Origin of the sequence: Streptomyces chartreusis, assembly GCF_008704715.1 — a bacterium.
GTDB classification, from domain to species: Bacteria; Actinomycetota; Actinomycetes; order Streptomycetales; family Streptomycetaceae; genus Streptomyces; species Streptomyces chartreusis.
In genome coordinates, this window is sequence record NZ_CP023689.1 from 6,461,146 (window position 1) to 6,478,261 (window position 17,116).

Sequence of the window (17,116 nt, forward strand, 5' to 3'; positions counted from 1 at the left end):
AACCGCCACCCTTTGTCCGGAGCCGACTAACCCCGTGATCCGGCCTTTGTCGACCACTGACGGTGAGGGGCCGCAACACCCTGGGATAGCGTCACAGCGTCCCGTACCGCCCTCACCCTCGCGGAGTCCCCATGAGCACCGCTGCCGCCCCCATCCGCACCGGACAGGTCCTCGCCGACCTGCTCCCGGCCTCCCGCGTCCGCGACATCGCGCTCGTCGTCGGCGGTGCCGCGTTCACCGGCCTCGCGGCCCAGATCTCCGTTCCCGTGCCCGGCTCCCCGGTGCCGGTGACCGGTCAGACCCTCGCGGTGCTGCTCGTCGGTACGGCCCTCGGAGCCGGCCGCGGCTTCCTCTCGCTCGCGCTGTACGCGCTGGCCGGCATCGCGGGTGTGCCGTGGTTCGCGGACGGCACCTCCGGCGCCGCAGCCCCGTCCTTCGGCTACATCCTCGGCATGATCCTCGCCTCGACCGTCGTCGGTGCGCTGGCCCGCCGCGGCGCCGACCGCACCGTACTGCGCACCGCCGGCGCCATGTTGCTCGGCGAGGCGATCATCTACGCCGTCGGCGTGCCCTACCTGGCCCTGGCCACCGGCATGTCGGCGTCCGCCGCGATCGCGGCCGGTCTCACCCCGTTCCTGATCGGCGACGCCCTGAAGGCCGCCCTGGCGATGGGCGCGCTGCCCAGCGCCTGGAAGCTGCTCGACCGCTGAGGCGGTAGCTCCCGAGCAAGAGGCTCGCCGGGTCGACGACTTCGACCCGACGAGCCTCTTTCGCGTTCCCGCGCCGGACGGCGGGACCGTGGACTCAGTCCGCCTGCCGCCTCGGCCGCCGGAGCTGCGACCACCACAGCCCGGCCGCGCCCGCCGCGATCAGTGCCGCGCCGGCCGCGCCGAGCGGCAGGACGTCACGACCGAGGCCGGTCTTGGGCAGTTCGTCGGGGCCGGGAGCCACCGGCTTGTTGTCGGTGCCGAGCAGCAGCGGGGTGGCCGGGGCGTCGGGCGACGGGTTCGTCGTACCGAACGGCACCGGGCCCTGCTGCCAGTACGTCTTCTTGCCGTCACCGGTCTGGACGGGGAGACAGATCTTGCCCTCCTTGCCGAGGTCGAACGTCGCCGCCACGGCGTACGACTTCGACTCACCGGCGGGGAGATTGTCGAGAGCACAGGCGAAACCGCTGTTCGAGCCCTCCGGGAGATTGCTTTTCTCGATCGCCGAACAGCCTTCGACATTCTTGACGGTGAGGCCGTCGAACCCGACGACCAAAAGCTGGATCTTTCCGCTCTCCTCGGTCCCTTCGTTCTTCACCGTGGCGGTGATCTCGGTTTCTTGCGAACTGTTGTTCACCGAGATTTTCTCCGGCAACTCGGTGGTGAGCTTCACCCCCGACGGCGCCGCGTCGATGACCTTTCCCCCCTTGCTGCTCCCGGGTCCCTGGTCGTCCGCACTGGCAGTGAAGGAAAGGATCATCACTGCCGAAAAAGATGTCGCGACCAGCGATCCCGCGATGGCCGTCGTGCGACGAGAACTCATGTTCGTCCCCCTTGCCTGCGCCTGAATTCGCAGTACTTGAAGAGCTACCACAAGATTTCTCCGCACTATGCTGGTACGGCACGAAGTGTGACCATTGTGTTTCAATGGCGGATGTCCGATGCGGCATCGAGGGGGGTGCAGTGGATTGCCGGGGAATACGAGGAGTGGCGGGGTTCCAGGTGTACTGGTGACGGGGCGCTATCGATTGGTCGAGAGTATCGGCCAGGGGGGAATGGGGCGCGTGTGGCGAGCGGTCGACGAAATCCTCGATCGACTGGTCGCCGTCAAGGAAATGCGCATCGACGGCCTGGACCCCGAGGACACCCGCACGCGCCGTGAACGTACCCTGCGCGAGGCGCGGGCGACGGCACGGATCGACCACCCCAACGTCGTACGGGTCTACGACGTGGTCGACGAGGGCGAACGCCTGTGGATCGTCATGGAGTTGGTGGCCGGCCGCTCCCTGGAACGCATCATGGCGGAGGAGGGCCCGCTCGGCCCCGGCGAGACGGCCCGGATCGGCCTTGGCCTGGTGGCGGCGCTGCGGCAGGTCCATGACCGGGGTGTGCTGCACCGGGACATCAAGCCGGGCAACGTGCTGGTGGAGACGGACGTGCGGCGCGGGCGGGGCCGGGTGGTCCTGACGGACTTCGGCATCGCGGCGATACAGGACGCGAAGGCCCTCACCATGGTCGGCATGCTGGTCGGTTCCCCCGACTACATGGCCCCCGAGCGCATCTCCGGCCGCCCCCAGGGCCCGCCGTCCGACATCTGGTCCCTGGGCGCCACGCTCAGCGCGGCCCTCGCCGGCCGCTCCCCCTTCTCCCGCGACACCACCCTGGCGACCCTGCACGCGGTCCTCTACGAGGAGCCCGAACTCCCGCCCACGGCAGGCCCGTTGCGGGAGATCCTCGCGACCCTCCTGGACAAGGACCCGGACCGGCGCCCCGGCCTGGACGACCTTGAAACGGCCTTGCAGCCGGTGGCCCATCCGATTCCCACTCCGACCGTGCCTGTTGTGAGGGGAGGGGCGGACGAGCGGGGCGAGCCCGCGACGGGGGCGGCGGGTCCGCCGCCGGGAGCCGAGCCGGAAGCCGATCGGGCGAAGTCCGCCGAGCAGCAGGAGCCGGAGCAGGAGCCGGGTACGGAACCGCAGTCGGCGCCGGAGTCCGGGCAGGCGTTCATACCCGGCACGGTCGCCGAGCTGGAGCGTGACCCGGAGACGGGATCGCCCCCCGCCGCCGATCTGACGCCTGAACCCGGTCCACCGTCCGCATCCTCACCGGACCCCGCGCCGGCCACCGCACCCCCCGGCGAATCCCGCACCCCCGCGCTTCTGGACCCCTCCCGCGTCCTGCTCCCGCCCGACCCCCGGCAGCCGCCGGACGACATCCGAGACGCGATACCGCCGACCCACCGCCCGGCCCCGACCAAAGAGGCCCGAACAGGGGTTCCGCACACCGACGTCGCGCACAGCGAGGTACTGCCCACCGAGGCTCCGCCCGCCGAGCCCACCCACCAGGCCGAACCCACCCCGGCCGAACCCACGCAGACCTCACCCACGCAGACCCCACCCACGCAAGCCCCCCGCGCCCTCAACGCCTCCACGGAACTGGCCCCCGGATCCCGCTCGGAAGTGCACTCGGCCACCCCGGCCGGCAACTCGACCGCCCCCACCCCGCGCCGCGCAGGCGTCTCCCTGGAGCGGGCCGGCGCGGTGACCGAGCGGCGGCCGGGGCCCGGGGTGGGAGTGCCGGAAGGTGCGGCCCAGGCTCACGGAGGCATGCCGCGAGGCGGGGCCCAGGCTCAAGGGGCCATGCCGCCCGGCGAGTTCCCCGGTCCGGCGGTTCCGGCCCACCCCCGACCCCGGCGCGGACATCGCCGTACCGGAATCGTCGCCGCCGTCGGTATCGCCGCGGCCGGCGCGGTCGTGGCCGTGGTGCTCGCGTCCGACTTCGGGTCGCCGAAGGACGACGACGCGGGCGGCTCGACGCCGCCCTCGACGGCCGCGTCCTCCCCGTCGTCCACGGTCGAGGGCACGTCGAGACCGCAGAGCCTGCCGCCGGGCTCGCGCCGAGAGGCGGGCGGGTTCGCGTGGGTGCCGCCAGAGGGCTGGCAGCGGGACGTCAAGACCGGCTCGGAGGTGCACTACACGTCACCGGACGCCAGACAGGAACTCGCCGCCAAGTCGTCCGTGGCCCGCGACGACCTGATGGACTCCTGGCAGAAGTCGGAGCAGAACGCCCAACAGGGCAAGGACTACAGCAAGATCCGCCTGGAACGCACCACCTTCCGCGGGCACCCGGCGGTCGTCTGGGAGTACACCTTCTCCCTCCAGGGCGAGCCCTGGCACGCCCGGCTGCTCGGCTTCACCGTCGGCGGGAAGTCGTACCAGATCAACACGTGGTACCGCCCGGACATGGAGGCACAGGCCCTGAAGACCTACGAGAAGGTGAGAGACACCTTCACGGTGCTGTGACCGGGCGCGGGAGGCAGAGGACAAGAGGACAAAGAGGGGCGACGGGGTGGTACCCCGTCGCCCCTCGGGCGGTACACGGCCGGCGACTCAGCCGGTCTTGACCTCGTCGCGCTCCGTCTCGGAGGCCACGGCCCCGGCGCCCGCCGGGCGCCCGCCGCGGACCTTCTCCTTCACGAAGGCGATGGCCAGCACGGCCGCGGCGACCAGCAGCGACAGCAGCACGGTCTTGCGCCCGTCGTGCTCGGTGTCGGTCAGCATGTAACCGAGCACGAACACGATCAGCGCGGCCGTCGCCCAGGTCAGGTACGGGTACAGCCACATCTTCACGACGAGCTTCTCCGGCGACTCACGCTGGATGATCTTGCGCATGCGCAGCTGCGAGAAGCAGATGACCAGCCAGACGAACAGCGCGACCGCACCGGAGGAGTTGACGAGGAAGAGGAAGACGGAGTCCGGGAACTTGTAGTTGAAGAACACCGCCACGAAGCCGAACGCGACCGACACGAGGATCGCGGTCCGCGGCACGCCGTTGCCGGTCGTGCGGGCGAACCCCTTCGGCGCGTCCCCGCGCTGGCCGAGCGAGAAGGCCATGCGGGAGGCGGTGTAGAGGCCCGAGTTGAGACAGGACAGCACCGAGGTCAGCACGATGAAGTTCATGATCTGACCGGCGTGCGCGATGCCGAGGGAGTCGAGCGCGGCGACGTAGGAGCCCTTGTCGGCGATGGCCTTGCTGTCCCAGGGCAGCAGGGAGACCACGACGAGGATCGAGCCGAGGTAGAACACGGCCACACGCCAGATGATGCTGTTGGTCGCCTTGGTGACGGCCTGCTGCGGGTTCTCGGACTCACCGGCCGCGAGGGTGGCGATCTCGCTTCCCATGAAGGAGAAGACGACCAGCAGCACACCGGTGAGGATCGCGCCCGGTCCGTGCGGCAGGAAGCCGCCGTGGTCGGTGAGGTTGCTCAGCCCGGCCTGGTCGCTGTCGACGCCCGGCAGCAGCCCGAAGATGGCCAGCCCGCCGATGACGATGAACGCGGCGATCGCGACGACCTTGATCCCGGCGAACCAGAACTCGAACTCGCCGTACGAGCCGACGGAGACCAGGTTGGTGGCGGTCAGCACCACCATGACGATCAGTGCCCAGCCCCACTGCGGGACGGCCGGGATCCAGCCCTCCAGGATCACCGCACCGGCGGTCGCCTCGACCGCCAGCACGACCACCCAGAAGAACCAGTACAGCCAGCCGATGGAGAACCCGGCCCAGCGGCCGAGCGCCCGGTCGGCGTGGGCGGAGAACGACCCGGACGTCGGGTTGGCCGCCGACATCTCACCGAGCATCCGCATCACCAGCACCACGAGCGTGCCGACGAGTGCGTAGGAAAGGAGGATGCCGGGGCCGGCGGTGGCGATACCGGAGCTGGACCCGACGAACAGGCCGGCGCCGATGACGCCGCCGATCGCGATCATGGACAGATGGCGGTTCTTGAGCCCGGCCTGTAGGCCGTGGCCCCCGGGGGCCGGTTCGGCCGTCTTCTTTGTCGGCTGCGAAGTCATGGAAGGGATTTCCTTTGCGCCGTGGGGAGCGGTCCTCGCACAAGCGGATTGCGTGTGGCGTACGAGTCGGACCAGTGAATCGGAGGAGAACAGATTCGGGAACCTTTGATTCGGGATTGTTACTTGAGGTTTCCTTGAGCTTCCATGGCTCAAATCACAATTGACTCGTTCGACACCCGACGCTGCTGCCCGGAAACAGCCGTGTCACACTCGTCCCATGCGCGTGTATCTCGGCTCGGACCATGCGGGCTACGAACTCAAGAACCACCTCGTCGACTGGCTGAAGGCGGCCGGCCACGACCCGGTCGACTGCGGCCCTCACATCTACGACGCCCAGGACGACTACCCGCCGTTCTGTCTCCGTGCGGCGGAGCGGACGGCCGCGGACCCCGACGCCCTCGGCATCGTGATCGGCGGCTCGGGCAACGGCGAGCAGATCGCCGCGAACAAGGTGAAGGGTGTCCGCGCGGCCCTGGCGTGGAGCGAGGAGACGGCGCAGCTCGGCCGTCAGCACAACGACGCCAACGTCGTCGCGGTCGGCGCGCGCATGCACACCACGGAAGAGGCGACCAAGTTCGTCGAGACCTTCCTTGGCACCCCGTTCTCGGGTGACGAGCGCCACATCCGCCGCATCGACATGCTCGCGGCCTACGAGACGACGGGCGACCTGCCCCCGATCCCGGCCCACCACCCGCAGCAGTAGCTCTTTCGCGCCGGGTGATCTGATTCAGCCCGTCCGGCGTTTGAGGACGAGGCCCGTCCAGGGCCGACGGGGGTCCAGGGGGCAGAGCCCCCTGGGCACGGGCCGAAGGGGCGCCCGCCCCTTCACGCACAGAAGGAGCCACCGTGCCTGAGGGGCACACCATCCACCGGCTGGCACAGGACTACGCCGCCGCGTTCCTCGGCACGGCCCCCCGGGTCACCAGCCCCCAGGGCAAGTTCTCCGACGCCGCGGCCCTCCTCGACCGCGCCGAACTCACCCGCACCGAGGCCCACGGCAAGCACCTCTTCCTCGGCTTCCGCGACGCCGACTGGATCCACATCCACCTCGGCCTCTTCGGCAAGGTCAACTTCGGCGGCGCCCCCGCGCCCCCGCCCACGGACACCGTCCGGCTCCGCCTCGCGAACACCACCGCGTACGTCGATCTGCGCGGCCCCACCACCTGCGCCCTGATCGCCGACACGGAGAAGCAGGCGATACACGACCGCCTCGGCCCCGACCCCCTGCGCGACGACGCCGACCCGCACCAGGCGTACCGCCGGATCTCCCGCAGCCGTACGACGATCGCCGCCCTGCTCATGGACCAGAAGGTCATCGCGGGCGTCGGCAACGTCTACCGCGCCGAGGTCCTCTTCCGGCACCGCATCGACCCCTACCGCGCGGGCAGGGACATCACCCCGGCCCAGTGGGACGCGATCTGGAGCGACCTCGTCGAGCTCATGCACGAGGGCGTCCGCAACAACCGCATCGACACTGTCCGCCCCGAGCACACCCCGGAGGCGATGGGCCGCCCGCCCCGTGTCGACGACCACGGCGGCGAGGTCTACGTCTACCGCCGGGCCACCATGCCCTGCCACATCTGCGACGGCGAGATCCGCACCGCCGACCTCGCCGCCCGCAACCTCTTCTGGTGCCCGAACTGCCAACGCCCGTAAGGCGGTCGGGGCAGCCTCAGAAGCCGTGCGGCAGCCACGGGGCCACCGAGGACGCGAAACCCACCGACGCCTCCGCCAGCGCCCCCTGCCGCAGCTCCCGCACCCGCCCGGCCGCGCCCAGCGCCGCGAGGCTCACCCCGCCGAGATAGGCCGCCCCCAACTCCCGTACGGACAGGGCGAGATCGGCCGGATCCGTCGTACGAGCGCACGACGCGCCCTTGGCGTCCCCGCTCAGCCGCCAACGTCCCGTGTTCCAGGGGCAGAAGTCGTCCTCCACCTCGAACACCACGTCCACCGGCGCCTGATACGTCCGCGCCTCCAGCGCGGCCCCGACGTCCACCAGCCGTACGTGCAGGGCGTCCTTCACCCGCACCACGCACCGCCGGATGTCCGAGACCTGGTACTGCCAGGCCTCGTCCAGCGGCCGCGACCACGCCTTCACCGTGGACGTCAGGTCGATGCCGAACAGGAACCGCCACAGCGCGGCCTCCGCCGCCGGGTCCAGGGCCTGTACGTCCCGCAGCAGCACGACACCGCTCGGGCCGTTGCCGTCCCACTCCGGCTTCACGCGGAAGCGCGCGTACCCGACGACCTCGCGGTCCCGCTCCGCGAGCACGCACTGGATCGGCGACGCGCCCTCCCGGTCGTTCTCCGGGTCGAGCAGCCCGAGCCGCTCCCAGCCGGGCAGCCGCGCGATCATCCCAGGCCGGCGTGACACCCGGCGCGCGTACACGGCCTCGCACGCGTCGAGGACGTCGGCCGGTGCGGCGTAGCGCAGACGTACGTCATCCGTGCCGGGCGGCACGGACAGCCGCACGCGCGAGGTGTCGATCTCGGCGCTGACCTGGTGGGTGCCGATGCCGTAGCCGAACCGGCCGTAGATCGCGGGCTCGGAGGCGGTCAGCACCGCCAGCGGCCACCCCCACTCGCGCACGTCGTCCAGCTGCCGGCGCATCATCGACCTCAGGACGCCGCGCCTGCGGTGCGTGGCGGCGACGCTGACCATCGTGACGCCCGCGGCGTCCACGGCCGCACCACCGGGCACCGTGAGCCGGAAGCTGAACGCCCCGGCCGTCCCCACGCACGCGTCCGCGTCCCAGACCCCGAGGGACCGGTCGAACTCGGTGAGCGAGTTCCACAACTCCCGCTCCTCCGCCGCCTCCGCGACGCCACCGAAGGCGCGGATGAGGGTGTCGTACCAGATGTCCCACTCGTCCTGACGCAGCGCCCGCAGCTCCAGGCGGTCGGCCTCGCTCACACTGTCTTTCGCCATGAACCATGCCTACCAGCGCAATGCGGGACGAGCGAGGGAATTTCTCCTTGCCGCGACGGGACGTCTTTCTGTGAAGTTCACTGTGAAGTTGAACCTCGGACGGGGGACAAGTGGGACCTCCCGTGCCAAGCAGCTGGTCCGATGGATAGGGTCCCGAACTAATGGCAGCAGGACGAGAGCGGCGCACGGCGGCCGAGACGTTCATGGCCCGGTTGAGGATGCACTGGCACCGGGTCCGCGTCGGCCTGCGCAGAAGCGCCGTGGACTACTTCCGCGGTGACGGCTCCGACTGGGTCGCGCTCGCCGGACTGCTCGTGACCGTGCCGCTGATCTGCAGCGCCACGATGGCCAACTCGGTGTGGTTCTCACCGGCCGCGCTGGTCCTGCCGATCGTGGCCGGCGGGCTGCTGCTGCGCCCGGCGAGCCTGCTGGGCCTGTACGCGGCGGCGGCCACCGCCCTCATCGTGGAGTCGGTGCAACTCGGCCCTTACACGGAGGGCCCGTCCAGGGTCACTCCGGGCGTGGTCCTGGTCGTGGCGGCGTGCGGCTTCTTCGGTCTGCTCATCGCGCAGTTCCGCAGCCGCGTCGGCGTGCCCTGGCGGCGCGGCGGCACCATGCTCTTCGACCTGCGCGAGCGGATCCGCGTGCAGAGCAAGCTGCCGCAGCTGCCGCACGGCTGGCACCGCGAGATGGCCCTGCGCCCCGCGGGCGGCCAGTCCTTCTCCGGCGACTTCGTGGTGGCGGCCCGCACGAACGGCGGCCGCACCCTGGAGGCCGTCCTGACGGACGTGTCCGGCAAGGGGATGGACGCCGGCTCCCGCGCCCTGCTGCTCTCCGGAGCCTTCGGCGGCCTCCTGGGCAGCCTGCCCCCGCACGCGTTCCTGCCGGCCGCCAACGGCTACCTCCTGCGCCAGGACTGGGACGAGGGCTTCGCCACCTCCATCCACCTCGTCCTCGACCTCGACTCGGGCGACTACGAGCTCTATTCGGCGGGCCACCCGCCGGGCCTGCAACTGAGCGCGGGCAGCGGCCGCTGGGAGGAGAAGGCCGCCGAGGGCCCCCTCCTCGGCGTGTACGACGGCGCCCAGTTCGACCCCGTGAAGGGCTCGCTGCGCCCCGGCGACGTCCTGATGCTCTTCACGGACGGTCTGGTCGAGACGTCCGACCGCGACATCGTCGAGGGCATTGACCGCCTCACCGGCGAGGCCGACCGCTATGTCGCCGGCGGCTTCCACGGCGCCGCCTGGCACCTCATCGAGGCGGTGGCGAAGGACGTCAACGACGACCGGGCGCTCCTGCTGATCTCCCGCGAGGGCCCGACGACGACAGCTGCCGCCCGCTGAGCCGCAGGGGCGACACTGGGCGGGTGACCGAGACACCGCAGCCGCAGAGCACCCCGCACGGGACGCTGTCCCTCGCCGACGTGGAGGCCGTCGCCCGCGCCGCCCACGCGAGCCAGACCGACAAGGCCGGGCGGCCGTACACCGAGCATCTGAGCGCCGTCGCCGAGGGCGTACGCGCGCGTGGCGGCGACGAGGAGCTGATCGCCGCGGCCTGGCTGCACGACGCCGTGGAGGACGACGCGCTGTCCGAGCGGTGGCTGGAAGAGGCCGCGCTGAGCCGTCGTACGAAGGACGTGGTGCGCGCGGTCACCAAGCGGGCCGGAGAGCCGCCCGAGGCCTATGCCGCGCGGATCCTCGCGACCCCGGGCGCGCTGCTGGTGAAGGAGGCGGACCTGGCGCACAACGCGGACCCGGCGCGCCTGGCGGTACTGGACGAGGCGACCCGGAAACGACTGACCGAGAAGTACGCACGGATGCGCGCACTTCTCGGTCTGTCCATGGTGTGAAGGAACGGCGCAGGGTCAGGCGTTGACCTTCTCGCGCGCGGTCGCGCCCTCGCGCTTCTCCCGCTCCCGGGCCAGCTGGGCCGCGTCCCGCTTGAAGGCCCACTCCATCTTGGGCTCCATCGCGAACCGGAAGACCCGCTGCACCGGCGCGGTGCACAGCAGCGTGACGCCGACGGCCGCGACGACGCTGACGAAGATCTCGCCGAGCGGGCGCTGCAGCCAGGCGTGCTCGAACCAGCCCTGGTAGTCACCGGCCTTCACGACGAAGCCGTGCAGCAGGTAGCCGTACAGAGTGCCCGCGCCGAGAGCCGTGAACCACATGTGGCGACGCGGCACCCAGGCGAAGAAGCAGGCCGTCAGCACGAGCGAGCAGCCGAACATCGCCAGCACCATGACCGGCCCGGTCCACCACGGGGCGTGCAGCTCCTGGGCGGCGTCCCGGTGGTAGAACCACGCGGTGTTCATGCGCGGCACCGCCCACCAGCCGATGGCCAGCGCGAGGGTGAACACCGGCACGGACAGGATCCGCACCGTGCGCGTGCGCACCATGTGGAAGTGCTCGGGCTTCATGATCAGACCCAGCACGAAGTACGGCAGGAACTGAAGGACCCGCTGGAGGTCGAGGTCGTCGCCGATCTCCGGGGTGACCGTCGCCGCCATGGCGAGGCCGAGCGCGATCGGCAGCGGCCAGCGCACCATCTTCCAGATCGGCGTCGTCATGCGCCAGATGAACAGCGCGCACAGGAACCATGTCAGGTACCACGGGTCCAGGAGGCTGATGTCCTGGCCCGGGTCCTCGTCGATCCAGCGCTTGAAGAGCGGATAGGCCGTCTCGAAGACGACGTACGGCACCGCGACGCCGGTGATCAGACGCTTCAGGCGGTTCGGGCTCGCGTCGAAACTGCGCGAGAAGAAGCCGGAGATGATGATGAACGCCGGCATGTGGAAGGTGTACACGACGGTGTACACGGCCTCCAGGATCCGGCTGTCGCCCTTGATCGGCTCCCAGGAGTGGCCTATGGCGACGAGCACGATCGCCAGGTACTTGGCGTTGTCGAAGAACGCGTCGCGCTGCTTGGCACCGCTGGACGCGGCTCTGGCGTCGCCCTGAGCCTTCCTGCCCTGCGGTGAGCGCGGACTCGGCACTCCGTCCGCCGACTGCTGTGTCGGGGGGAGTGGCGCTCTGTTGTGGCCGTGCGGTCGCAGCGAGTCCGTCACAGACCCTCCCGTCGGAAGCCCGGGTAGCGGATCCAGGACCTCGCTGCGTATGCGGGGGACGAGGCAGCGTGGAACATCTGAGGCACCCTAGCGTTGCCTGTGGGATTTCGTAAAACCCCCGAGGTCATTAGCGGTTATTGCGAGCGACTTCGCATGTACAGCGAACATGCACCTGGCAGACACCTGTTGGTCACCCCTCTTGTCCGGATTCATCCTGACTAAGTAGCGCATATGGCAAGGAGGTGACGCCGATGAAATGATCACCGTGTTGCGAATTCGAAATAGCGGCGAACATGTTGTGTGGCGATGGAAACGATCCCTTCGAATTCTCTGCGCCGATCTCTCGCCGAAATGTCGGACGGGCGTGATGCGAGAGGTCGGTACGTCCGCGGACCGTCACAGATCCGGCACAGGTGTGGCGAACGAAACGTCACGTGCCGCATAGCGAGGCCCGGTTGGTGGCACGATGGTTCTGGCGGGGGTGCGCGGGGTCGCGTCCCCGGGCCGGGAGAGCGGACCGACCGAGGGTGTGATCTGTTGTGGCCATTTCGCTGTCAGTGGTGTTGCTGTTGGCGATCGTCCTGGTGGTGCTGATCCGTGGTGGATCCCTGAAGGCCGGCCCTGCCGTCGTCGCCGTGCTGTTCGGCTTCTTCCTGGCCTCGACGGGCATGGCCGACGACATCCAGCGGTTCCTCAACTCGATAGCCGAGACCATCAACTCCATCCAGTTCTAGGGTCCGTGGGGCGGCCCGAAAGGGTACGGATACCCTCGTTCGTGATCGTCGAACGCTTCGGAACGACGGTGCGGACGGGGGACGTAAGGGATGGCGCTGCGCGAAACGGACCCGGCTGAGGTCGGGGGCTACCGGATCGAGGACCGCCTCGGCTCCGGCGGCAGGGGCGTGGTGTACCTGGCCCGCTCCGCCTCCGGTCGCCGTCTCGCCGTGAAGGTCGTGCACGCGCAGTACGCCGACGACGACGAGTTCCGCACCCGCTTCCGCCGCGAGGTGGCCGCCGCCCGCCAGGTGAGCGGCGCCTTCACGGCCCCCGTCGTGGACGCCGACGCCGACGCGTCGCGCCCCTGGATGGCCACGCTCTACATCCCCGGCGAGGACCTCGGCACCCATGTCCGCCGCCATGGCCCCCTGCCGCCGCCGCAACTGCGCGAACTCGCCGCGGGGCTGGCCGAGGCGATCCGGGACATCCACCGCGCCGGGATGGTCCACCGGGATCTGAAACCGGCCAATGTGATGCTCGCCGAGGACGGCCCCCGGGTCATCGACTTCGGCATCTCCCGCGCCACCGAGCTGGCCGCGGCCGACGTGCTCACCCAGACCGGCCGCGTGATGGGCACCCCGCCCTTCATGTCCCCCGAGCAGTTCTCGTCCCCGCAGGACGTGGGCCCCGCCGCGGACGTCTTCTCCCTCGGCTCGGTCGTCGCCTACGCCGCCACCGGCCACGGCCCCTTCGACAGCCCGAGCCCCTACGAGACGGCCGTGAGGGTCGTCGACGGCGACGCGGAACTCGACGGGGTTCCGCCCGAGTTGCTCCCATTCGTCCAGTTCTGCCTGGAGAAGCATCCCAAGTCCCGCCCCTCGCCCGACGAGTTGCTCCACCTCCTGCGCGAGGGCGAACTTCCCGACCCCCGCCCCGCCGCCGCTCCCGCCCCGGCCGCGGACGCCCCGAGGGCCCCGCGCCCCCGGCGGCGCCGTCGTCTCCTCCTCGCCTCCGCCCTGGGCGCCCTGCTGCTGACCGCCGCGACCGCCCTCACCGTCCTCGCGGTCGACTCCGAGCCCGCCCCGAGCGCGGGCGACCTGCCCGCCGGCTGGCAGGAGTGGCACCAGAAGTCCAAGGACCCGAACGTCGACGAGGACCCGATCGACGCCGACGGCCCGTTCAGCCGCTGCGCAGCCACCGGCCGGTCCCTCGTGTGCGCCGGGGACGACGTCATGGCGACCCGCTTCGCCCTCGCCGACGGCAGCAACACCTGGGCCCGCCCGATCGACGACACCCCCGACGAACTCGGCAGCGGCGACCTGGGCACCGTCATAGCCGCCCGCGGCGGCCGCGTGTACGTCTACGGCGCCGACGACCGGACCGAGGGTGACGCCAACCCCTCCCGCTACACGATCCAGGCGCTGGACGCCGACACCGGCAAGGTGATCTGGAAGACGGTCACCGGCGACGGCCAGGAGGCCACGGAACCGAACAGCGAGCAGGGCTACTCCGTCGCCGTACCGGAGGGCGTCGTCGCCGTGTACGGGGCGAAGGGACAGCAGTACGCCCTGCTGGACGCCGACACCGGCGAGGTCCGCTGGAAGCGCCCGCTGCCGGACCCGGACGCGCAGATGTGCCTGCTGCGCAGCGCCGCCCGACACGCCTACCTGGTGTGCCGGAAGTGGACCGACGACGCCGTCTCCAGCACGAGCTTCGCGCAGCTCGACCCGGCCACAGGGCGTCCCCGCTGGACCGTGACCGTGGCCAAGGACCAGGACGTCGTGGGTCAGGCCGACGGACGCCTCGTCGTCCTGAACACGACCGGAACCCGCCGCACGATCACCCTGATCCACGCCGCCTCGCACGTCGTGACGACCGTACGGATGTCCGAGCCCCAGCCCGAGAGCGCGACGCCCACCCTCCTGAACGGCACGCTCTACGTCACCTTCCCCAGCGGCAGCGTCCGCGCCGTCGCCCCCGACAGCGGCCGCCGGCTGTGGGAGAGCAACTCCACGGTGGAGTCCCCGGGCCTGCCGACCGCCTCGGCGAACCACCTGTACCTGGCGTCCCCCAGCGGCCGCCTCGCCGCCCTGAACGTGCGCACCGGCGCGGTCGAGGCCACCCTCCAGGGTCGCGACGACGGCGGCACCGCCGACTCCTCCGCCCCCGGCGCCCCACCGACCCTGGTCGGCGATGCCCTCTACGTCCCCTACGGCATCCGCTCCGTCTACACGGTGGACGTGCACACCCTGAGGGCCTGACGGGAAACGATCAGGGGCAGGTCGGGGGCAAGCCCTCTGACCTGGCCCGGAGCCCGTACGGCACGTGTCGCTCCCTGTAGCCCATGCGAGGGAAGTGATGCTCATCCCCTTTGAGCCCTGGGCAGGATGGATGCGTTGATCGTCTATGGCTTCACGGGAGCGAGCATGTCGCACATTCCGGCTGATCTGCGGTACGCCGAGTCGCACGAGTGGGCACGACTGGAATCGGACGGCGCGGTCACGGTCGGCATCAGCGATCACGCTCAGAAGGCGCTCGGAGACGTCGTATTCGTGGAGTTGGTCGACGTCGGCAAGGTCTTCGAGGCCGGCGATGCCGCCGGTGTCGTGGAGTCGGTCAAGGCGGCCACGGACATCTACGCGCCGGTTGGTGGCGAAGTGATCGCCGTCAACGAAGAGCTGGCGGACAACCCGGAGCTGCTCAATGAGGAGCCCTACGACGCTTGGATCTTCAAGCTCAAGCCGTCGAAGGCACGTGAACTCGAAAGCCTCCTGAACGCTGCCGGCTACAAAACCGCGATCGGCGAGTGACCGGCGCAGCCGTGGCTGATCCGGGCCGGGGAAACGCAAAAGGCCCAGAGAGAGGAAACAACCTCTCACCTGGGCCTTCGGCCTTCGGAGCGGGCGACGGGAATCGAACCCGCGTAGCTAGTTTGGAAGACTAGGGCTCTACCATTGAGCTACGCCCGCACAGGACGCGCCGCAGGTCAGCCGACCGCGGCACAGGATGCATCGTAGCGGGTCGGCCCCCCTTGTCGCACACCCCGTAAATGCGGCGGCCCCGCTGCCTGCGGGCATGTACCCTACGTGTCGCACCAGCACGGGGTGTGGCGCAGCTTGGTAGCGCGTCCGCTTTGGGAGCGGAAGGCCGTGGGTTCAAATCCCGCCACCCCGACCAGGTCCGGCGAAGACCGGCCACATGCGCGACGACCTCCTGCGATCGCGTTCAGTGATCGCCTTTGGGGGCGTGTCCCCGCTGCCGTTACTATGCAAGCTGCACGCCCGTGTGTCTCTCCGTACGAAGTCACGAGGTCCTCCGGGCGGCGAATCCGCCGGACCAGTCTGGCTCCGGCAGAAACCAAGAAGTCAGCCCACAAGGAGACCGAACCGTGAAGAGCGCCGTGGAGACCCTGAACCCGACCCGGGTTCGGCTCACTGTCGAGGTGCCCTTCGAGGAGCTCAAGGACAGCCTCGACGCGGCGTACAAGAAGATCAACCAGCAGGTCACGGTGAAGGGCTTCCGCAAGGGCAAGATCCCGGCCCGCGTCATCGACCAGCGGTTCGGCCGCGGTGCGGTCCTGGAGGAGGCGGTCAACGACGCGCTTCCGAAGTTCTACACCGAGGCGGTCAACGAGGCCGAGCTCAACGTCCTGGGCCAGCCCGAGGTCGACATCACCGAGCTGAAGGACGGCGAGACGCTGAACTTCACCGCCGAGGTCGACATCCGCCCCGCCATCGAGATCCCGGACTACTCCGGCATCGAGGTCGAGGTCGACGCCGTCGAGGTCAGCGAAGAGGACGTCGAGAAGGCCGTCTCCGACCTCCGTGAGCGCTTCGCGTCCACCTCCCCGGTCGAGCGTGCCGCCGAGGACAGCGACGTCGTCACCATCGACCTGGAGGCCAAGGTCGACGGCGAGGTCCTGGAGGACGGCGTCGCCAGCGGCGTCTCCTACACCATCGGCTCCGGCGAGCTGCTCGACGGCATCGACGACGCCGTGAAGGGCCTGGAGGCCGGTGGCGAGGCCACCTTCACCTCCGAGCTCAAGGGCGGCTCGGCGGCCGGCAAGGAGGCCGAGGTCACCGTCAAGGTCACCCAGGTCGCCGCCCGCGAACTGCCCGAGCTGGACGACGAGTTCGCGCAGCTCGCCTCCGAGTTCGACACCCTCGACGAGCTGAAGGCCGACAGCCGCAAGCGCCTCGAGAACATGAAGCAGTACGACCAGGCCACGCAGGCCCAGGAGCGCGTCCTGGAGAAGCTGCTGGAGCTCGTCGAGGTGCCCGTCCCCGAGAAGCTGCTCGAGGACGAGATCAACACCCGTAAGCACAACCTCGAGCACCACCAGCTCGGCCAGATGGGCCTCGACCTCGCGAAGTACCTGGAGATCCAGGGCAAGACCGAGGAAGAGTTCGACGCCGAGACCAAGGAAGCCGCGGTCAAGGGCATCAAGACGCAGTTCGTCCTGGACGAGCTCGTCAAGCAGGAGAAGCTGAACGTCAACCAGGAGGAGCTCACCGAGCACCTCATGCGTCGCGCCGCCTCCTCCGGCATGTCCCCCGACCAGTTCGCCCAGGCCGTCGTCGAGGGCGGTCAGGTTCCGCTCCTGGTCGGCGAGGTCGCCCGCGGCAAGGCCCTGGCCGTCGTGGTCGAGAAGGCCGTGGTCAAGGACACCAACGGCGAGGTCATCGACCTCGACGACGAGGACGACGTCGAGCAGGTCACCGAGGCGGTCGAGGCCGCCGAGGGCACCGCCGACGAGGCCGCCGAGGAGAAGTCCGAGGGCTGAGCCCACGGCGCCTAGAAGGTCGTAGGAAGGGGCCCCGGGGATGAGAAATCCCCGGGG

The 17,116-nt window shown here is 70.0% G+C and carries 14 protein-coding genes and 2 tRNA genes; 11 read left to right on the top strand and 5 right to left on the bottom strand.

Going from position 1 to position 17,116, the window contains the following annotated elements; translation table 11 throughout:
• Positions 1-131: 131 nt before the first annotated feature.
• Positions 132-710, top strand: coding sequence for a biotin transporter BioY (locus CP983_RS28435; protein WP_107906528.1), 579 nt, complete (start codon positions 132-134; stop codon positions 708-710).
• 94 nt (positions 711-804) lie between these two features.
• Here CP983_RS28435 and CP983_RS28440 read toward each other — a convergent pair whose 3' ends face one another.
• Positions 805-1,530, bottom strand: coding sequence for a hypothetical protein (locus CP983_RS28440; protein WP_150506937.1), 726 nt, complete (start codon positions 1,528-1,530; stop codon positions 805-807).
• Between the two features lie 232 nt (positions 1,531-1,762).
• On the opposite strand from CP983_RS28440, the gene CP983_RS28445 reads away from it, so the two are divergent.
• A complete protein-coding gene (locus tag CP983_RS28445) occupies positions 1,763-4,009 on the top strand; it encodes a serine/threonine-protein kinase (protein ID WP_229914752.1) in 2,247 nt (748 codons plus the stop codon).
• Between the two features lie 87 nt (positions 4,010-4,096).
• Here the strand turns inward: CP983_RS28445 and CP983_RS28450 are convergent, their stop codons facing one another.
• Positions 4,097-5,563 (bottom strand): amino acid permease, encoded by a 1,467-nt coding sequence (locus tag CP983_RS28450; RefSeq protein ID WP_150502649.1) that lies wholly within the window; start codon positions 5,561-5,563, stop codon positions 4,097-4,099.
• A gap of 217 nt (positions 5,564-5,780) precedes the next feature.
• Here CP983_RS28450 and CP983_RS28455 point away from each other — a divergent pair, with 217 nt between their 5' ends.
• Complete coding sequence (locus tag CP983_RS28455; protein ID WP_150502651.1) at positions 5,781-6,266, top strand: ribose-5-phosphate isomerase; 486 nt, start codon at positions 5,781-5,783, stop codon at positions 6,264-6,266.
• A 143-nt stretch (positions 6,267-6,409) separates the two neighbouring features.
• Positions 6,410-7,219 carry an Fpg/Nei family DNA glycosylase gene (locus tag CP983_RS28460; protein ID WP_150502653.1) on the top strand — a complete coding sequence of 270 codons (810 nt, stop codon included), beginning with the start codon at positions 6,410-6,412 and terminating at the stop codon, positions 7,217-7,219.
• Between the two features lie 16 nt (positions 7,220-7,235).
• Here the strand turns inward: CP983_RS28460 and CP983_RS28465 are convergent, their stop codons facing one another.
• Positions 7,236-8,492: a GNAT family N-acetyltransferase gene (locus tag CP983_RS28465; protein ID WP_150502655.1), complete on the bottom strand. Its 1,257-nt coding sequence runs from the start codon at positions 8,490-8,492 to the stop codon at positions 7,236-7,238.
• A gap of 161 nt (positions 8,493-8,653) precedes the next feature.
• Between CP983_RS28465 and CP983_RS28470 the strand changes: the two genes are divergently transcribed.
• Positions 8,654-9,835: a PP2C family protein-serine/threonine phosphatase gene (locus tag CP983_RS28470; RefSeq protein WP_125529001.1), complete on the top strand. Its 1,182-nt coding sequence runs from the start codon at positions 8,654-8,656 to the stop codon at positions 9,833-9,835.
• Between the two features lie 23 nt (positions 9,836-9,858).
• Positions 9,859-10,341 carry an HD domain-containing protein gene (locus CP983_RS28475; RefSeq protein WP_150502657.1) on the top strand — a complete coding sequence of 161 codons (483 nt, stop codon included), beginning with the start codon at positions 9,859-9,861 and terminating at the stop codon, positions 10,339-10,341.
• Between the two features lie 15 nt (positions 10,342-10,356).
• Here CP983_RS28475 and CP983_RS28480 read toward each other — a convergent pair whose 3' ends face one another.
• Positions 10,357-11,559 (bottom strand): acyltransferase family protein, encoded by a 1,203-nt coding sequence (locus CP983_RS28480; RefSeq protein WP_150502659.1) that lies wholly within the window; start codon positions 11,557-11,559, stop codon positions 10,357-10,359.
• 539 nt (positions 11,560-12,098) lie between these two features.
• Between CP983_RS28480 and CP983_RS28485 the strand changes: the two genes are divergently transcribed.
• The 3 genes from CP983_RS28485 (at position 12,099) to gcvH (ending at position 15,086) form a co-directional block, all read left to right on the top strand.
• Entirely contained in the window at positions 12,099-12,293 is a 195-nt protein-coding gene (locus tag CP983_RS28485; protein WP_004001285.1) for a hypothetical protein, read from the top strand.
• Positions 12,294-12,383: 90 nt separating this feature from the next.
• Positions 12,384-14,537: a serine/threonine-protein kinase gene (locus CP983_RS28490; RefSeq protein ID WP_150502661.1), complete on the top strand. Its 2,154-nt coding sequence runs from the start codon at positions 12,384-12,386 to the stop codon at positions 14,535-14,537.
• Between the two features lie 135 nt (positions 14,538-14,672).
• Positions 14,673-15,086: a glycine cleavage system protein GcvH gene (gcvH, locus tag CP983_RS28495; RefSeq protein ID WP_341874895.1), complete on the top strand. Its 414-nt coding sequence runs from the start codon at positions 14,673-14,675 to the stop codon at positions 15,084-15,086.
• An 88-nt stretch (positions 15,087-15,174) separates the two neighbouring features.
• On the opposite strand, the gene CP983_RS28500 is transcribed toward gcvH, so the two are convergent.
• Positions 15,175-15,245, bottom strand: a tRNA-Gly gene (locus CP983_RS28500).
• 131 nt (positions 15,246-15,376) lie between these two features.
• On the opposite strand from CP983_RS28500, the gene CP983_RS28505 reads away from it, so the two are divergent.
• A tRNA-Pro gene (locus tag CP983_RS28505) sits at positions 15,377-15,453 on the top strand.
• Positions 15,454-15,664: 211 nt separating this feature from the next.
• Positions 15,665-17,059 carry a trigger factor gene (gene tig / locus CP983_RS28510; RefSeq protein ID WP_150502663.1) on the top strand — a complete coding sequence of 465 codons (1,395 nt, stop codon included), beginning with the start codon at positions 15,665-15,667 and terminating at the stop codon, positions 17,057-17,059.
• Positions 17,060-17,116 lie beyond the last annotated feature (57 nt).

Coding starts and splice junctions, on each gene's coding strand:
- CP983_RS28435 (WP_107906528.1), top strand. CDS start 132: ATGAGCACCGCTGCCGCCCCCATCCGCACCGGACAGGTCCTCGCCGAC.
- CP983_RS28440 (WP_150506937.1), bottom strand. CDS start 1,530: ATGAGTTCTCGTCGCACGACGGCCATCGCGGGATCGCTGGTCGCGACA.
- CP983_RS28445 (WP_229914752.1), top strand. CDS start 1,763: ATGGGGCGCGTGTGGCGAGCGGTCGACGAAATCCTCGATCGACTGGTC.
- CP983_RS28450 (WP_150502649.1), bottom strand. CDS start 5,563: ATGACTTCGCAGCCGACAAAGAAGACGGCCGAACCGGCCCCCGGGGGC.
- CP983_RS28455 (WP_150502651.1), top strand. CDS start 5,781: ATGCGCGTGTATCTCGGCTCGGACCATGCGGGCTACGAACTCAAGAAC.
- CP983_RS28465 (WP_150502655.1), bottom strand. CDS start 8,492: ATGGCGAAAGACAGTGTGAGCGAGGCCGACCGCCTGGAGCTGCGGGCG.
- CP983_RS28470 (WP_125529001.1), top strand. CDS start 8,654: ATGGCAGCAGGACGAGAGCGGCGCACGGCGGCCGAGACGTTCATGGCC.
- CP983_RS28490 (WP_150502661.1), top strand. CDS start 12,384: ATGGCGCTGCGCGAAACGGACCCGGCTGAGGTCGGGGGCTACCGGATC.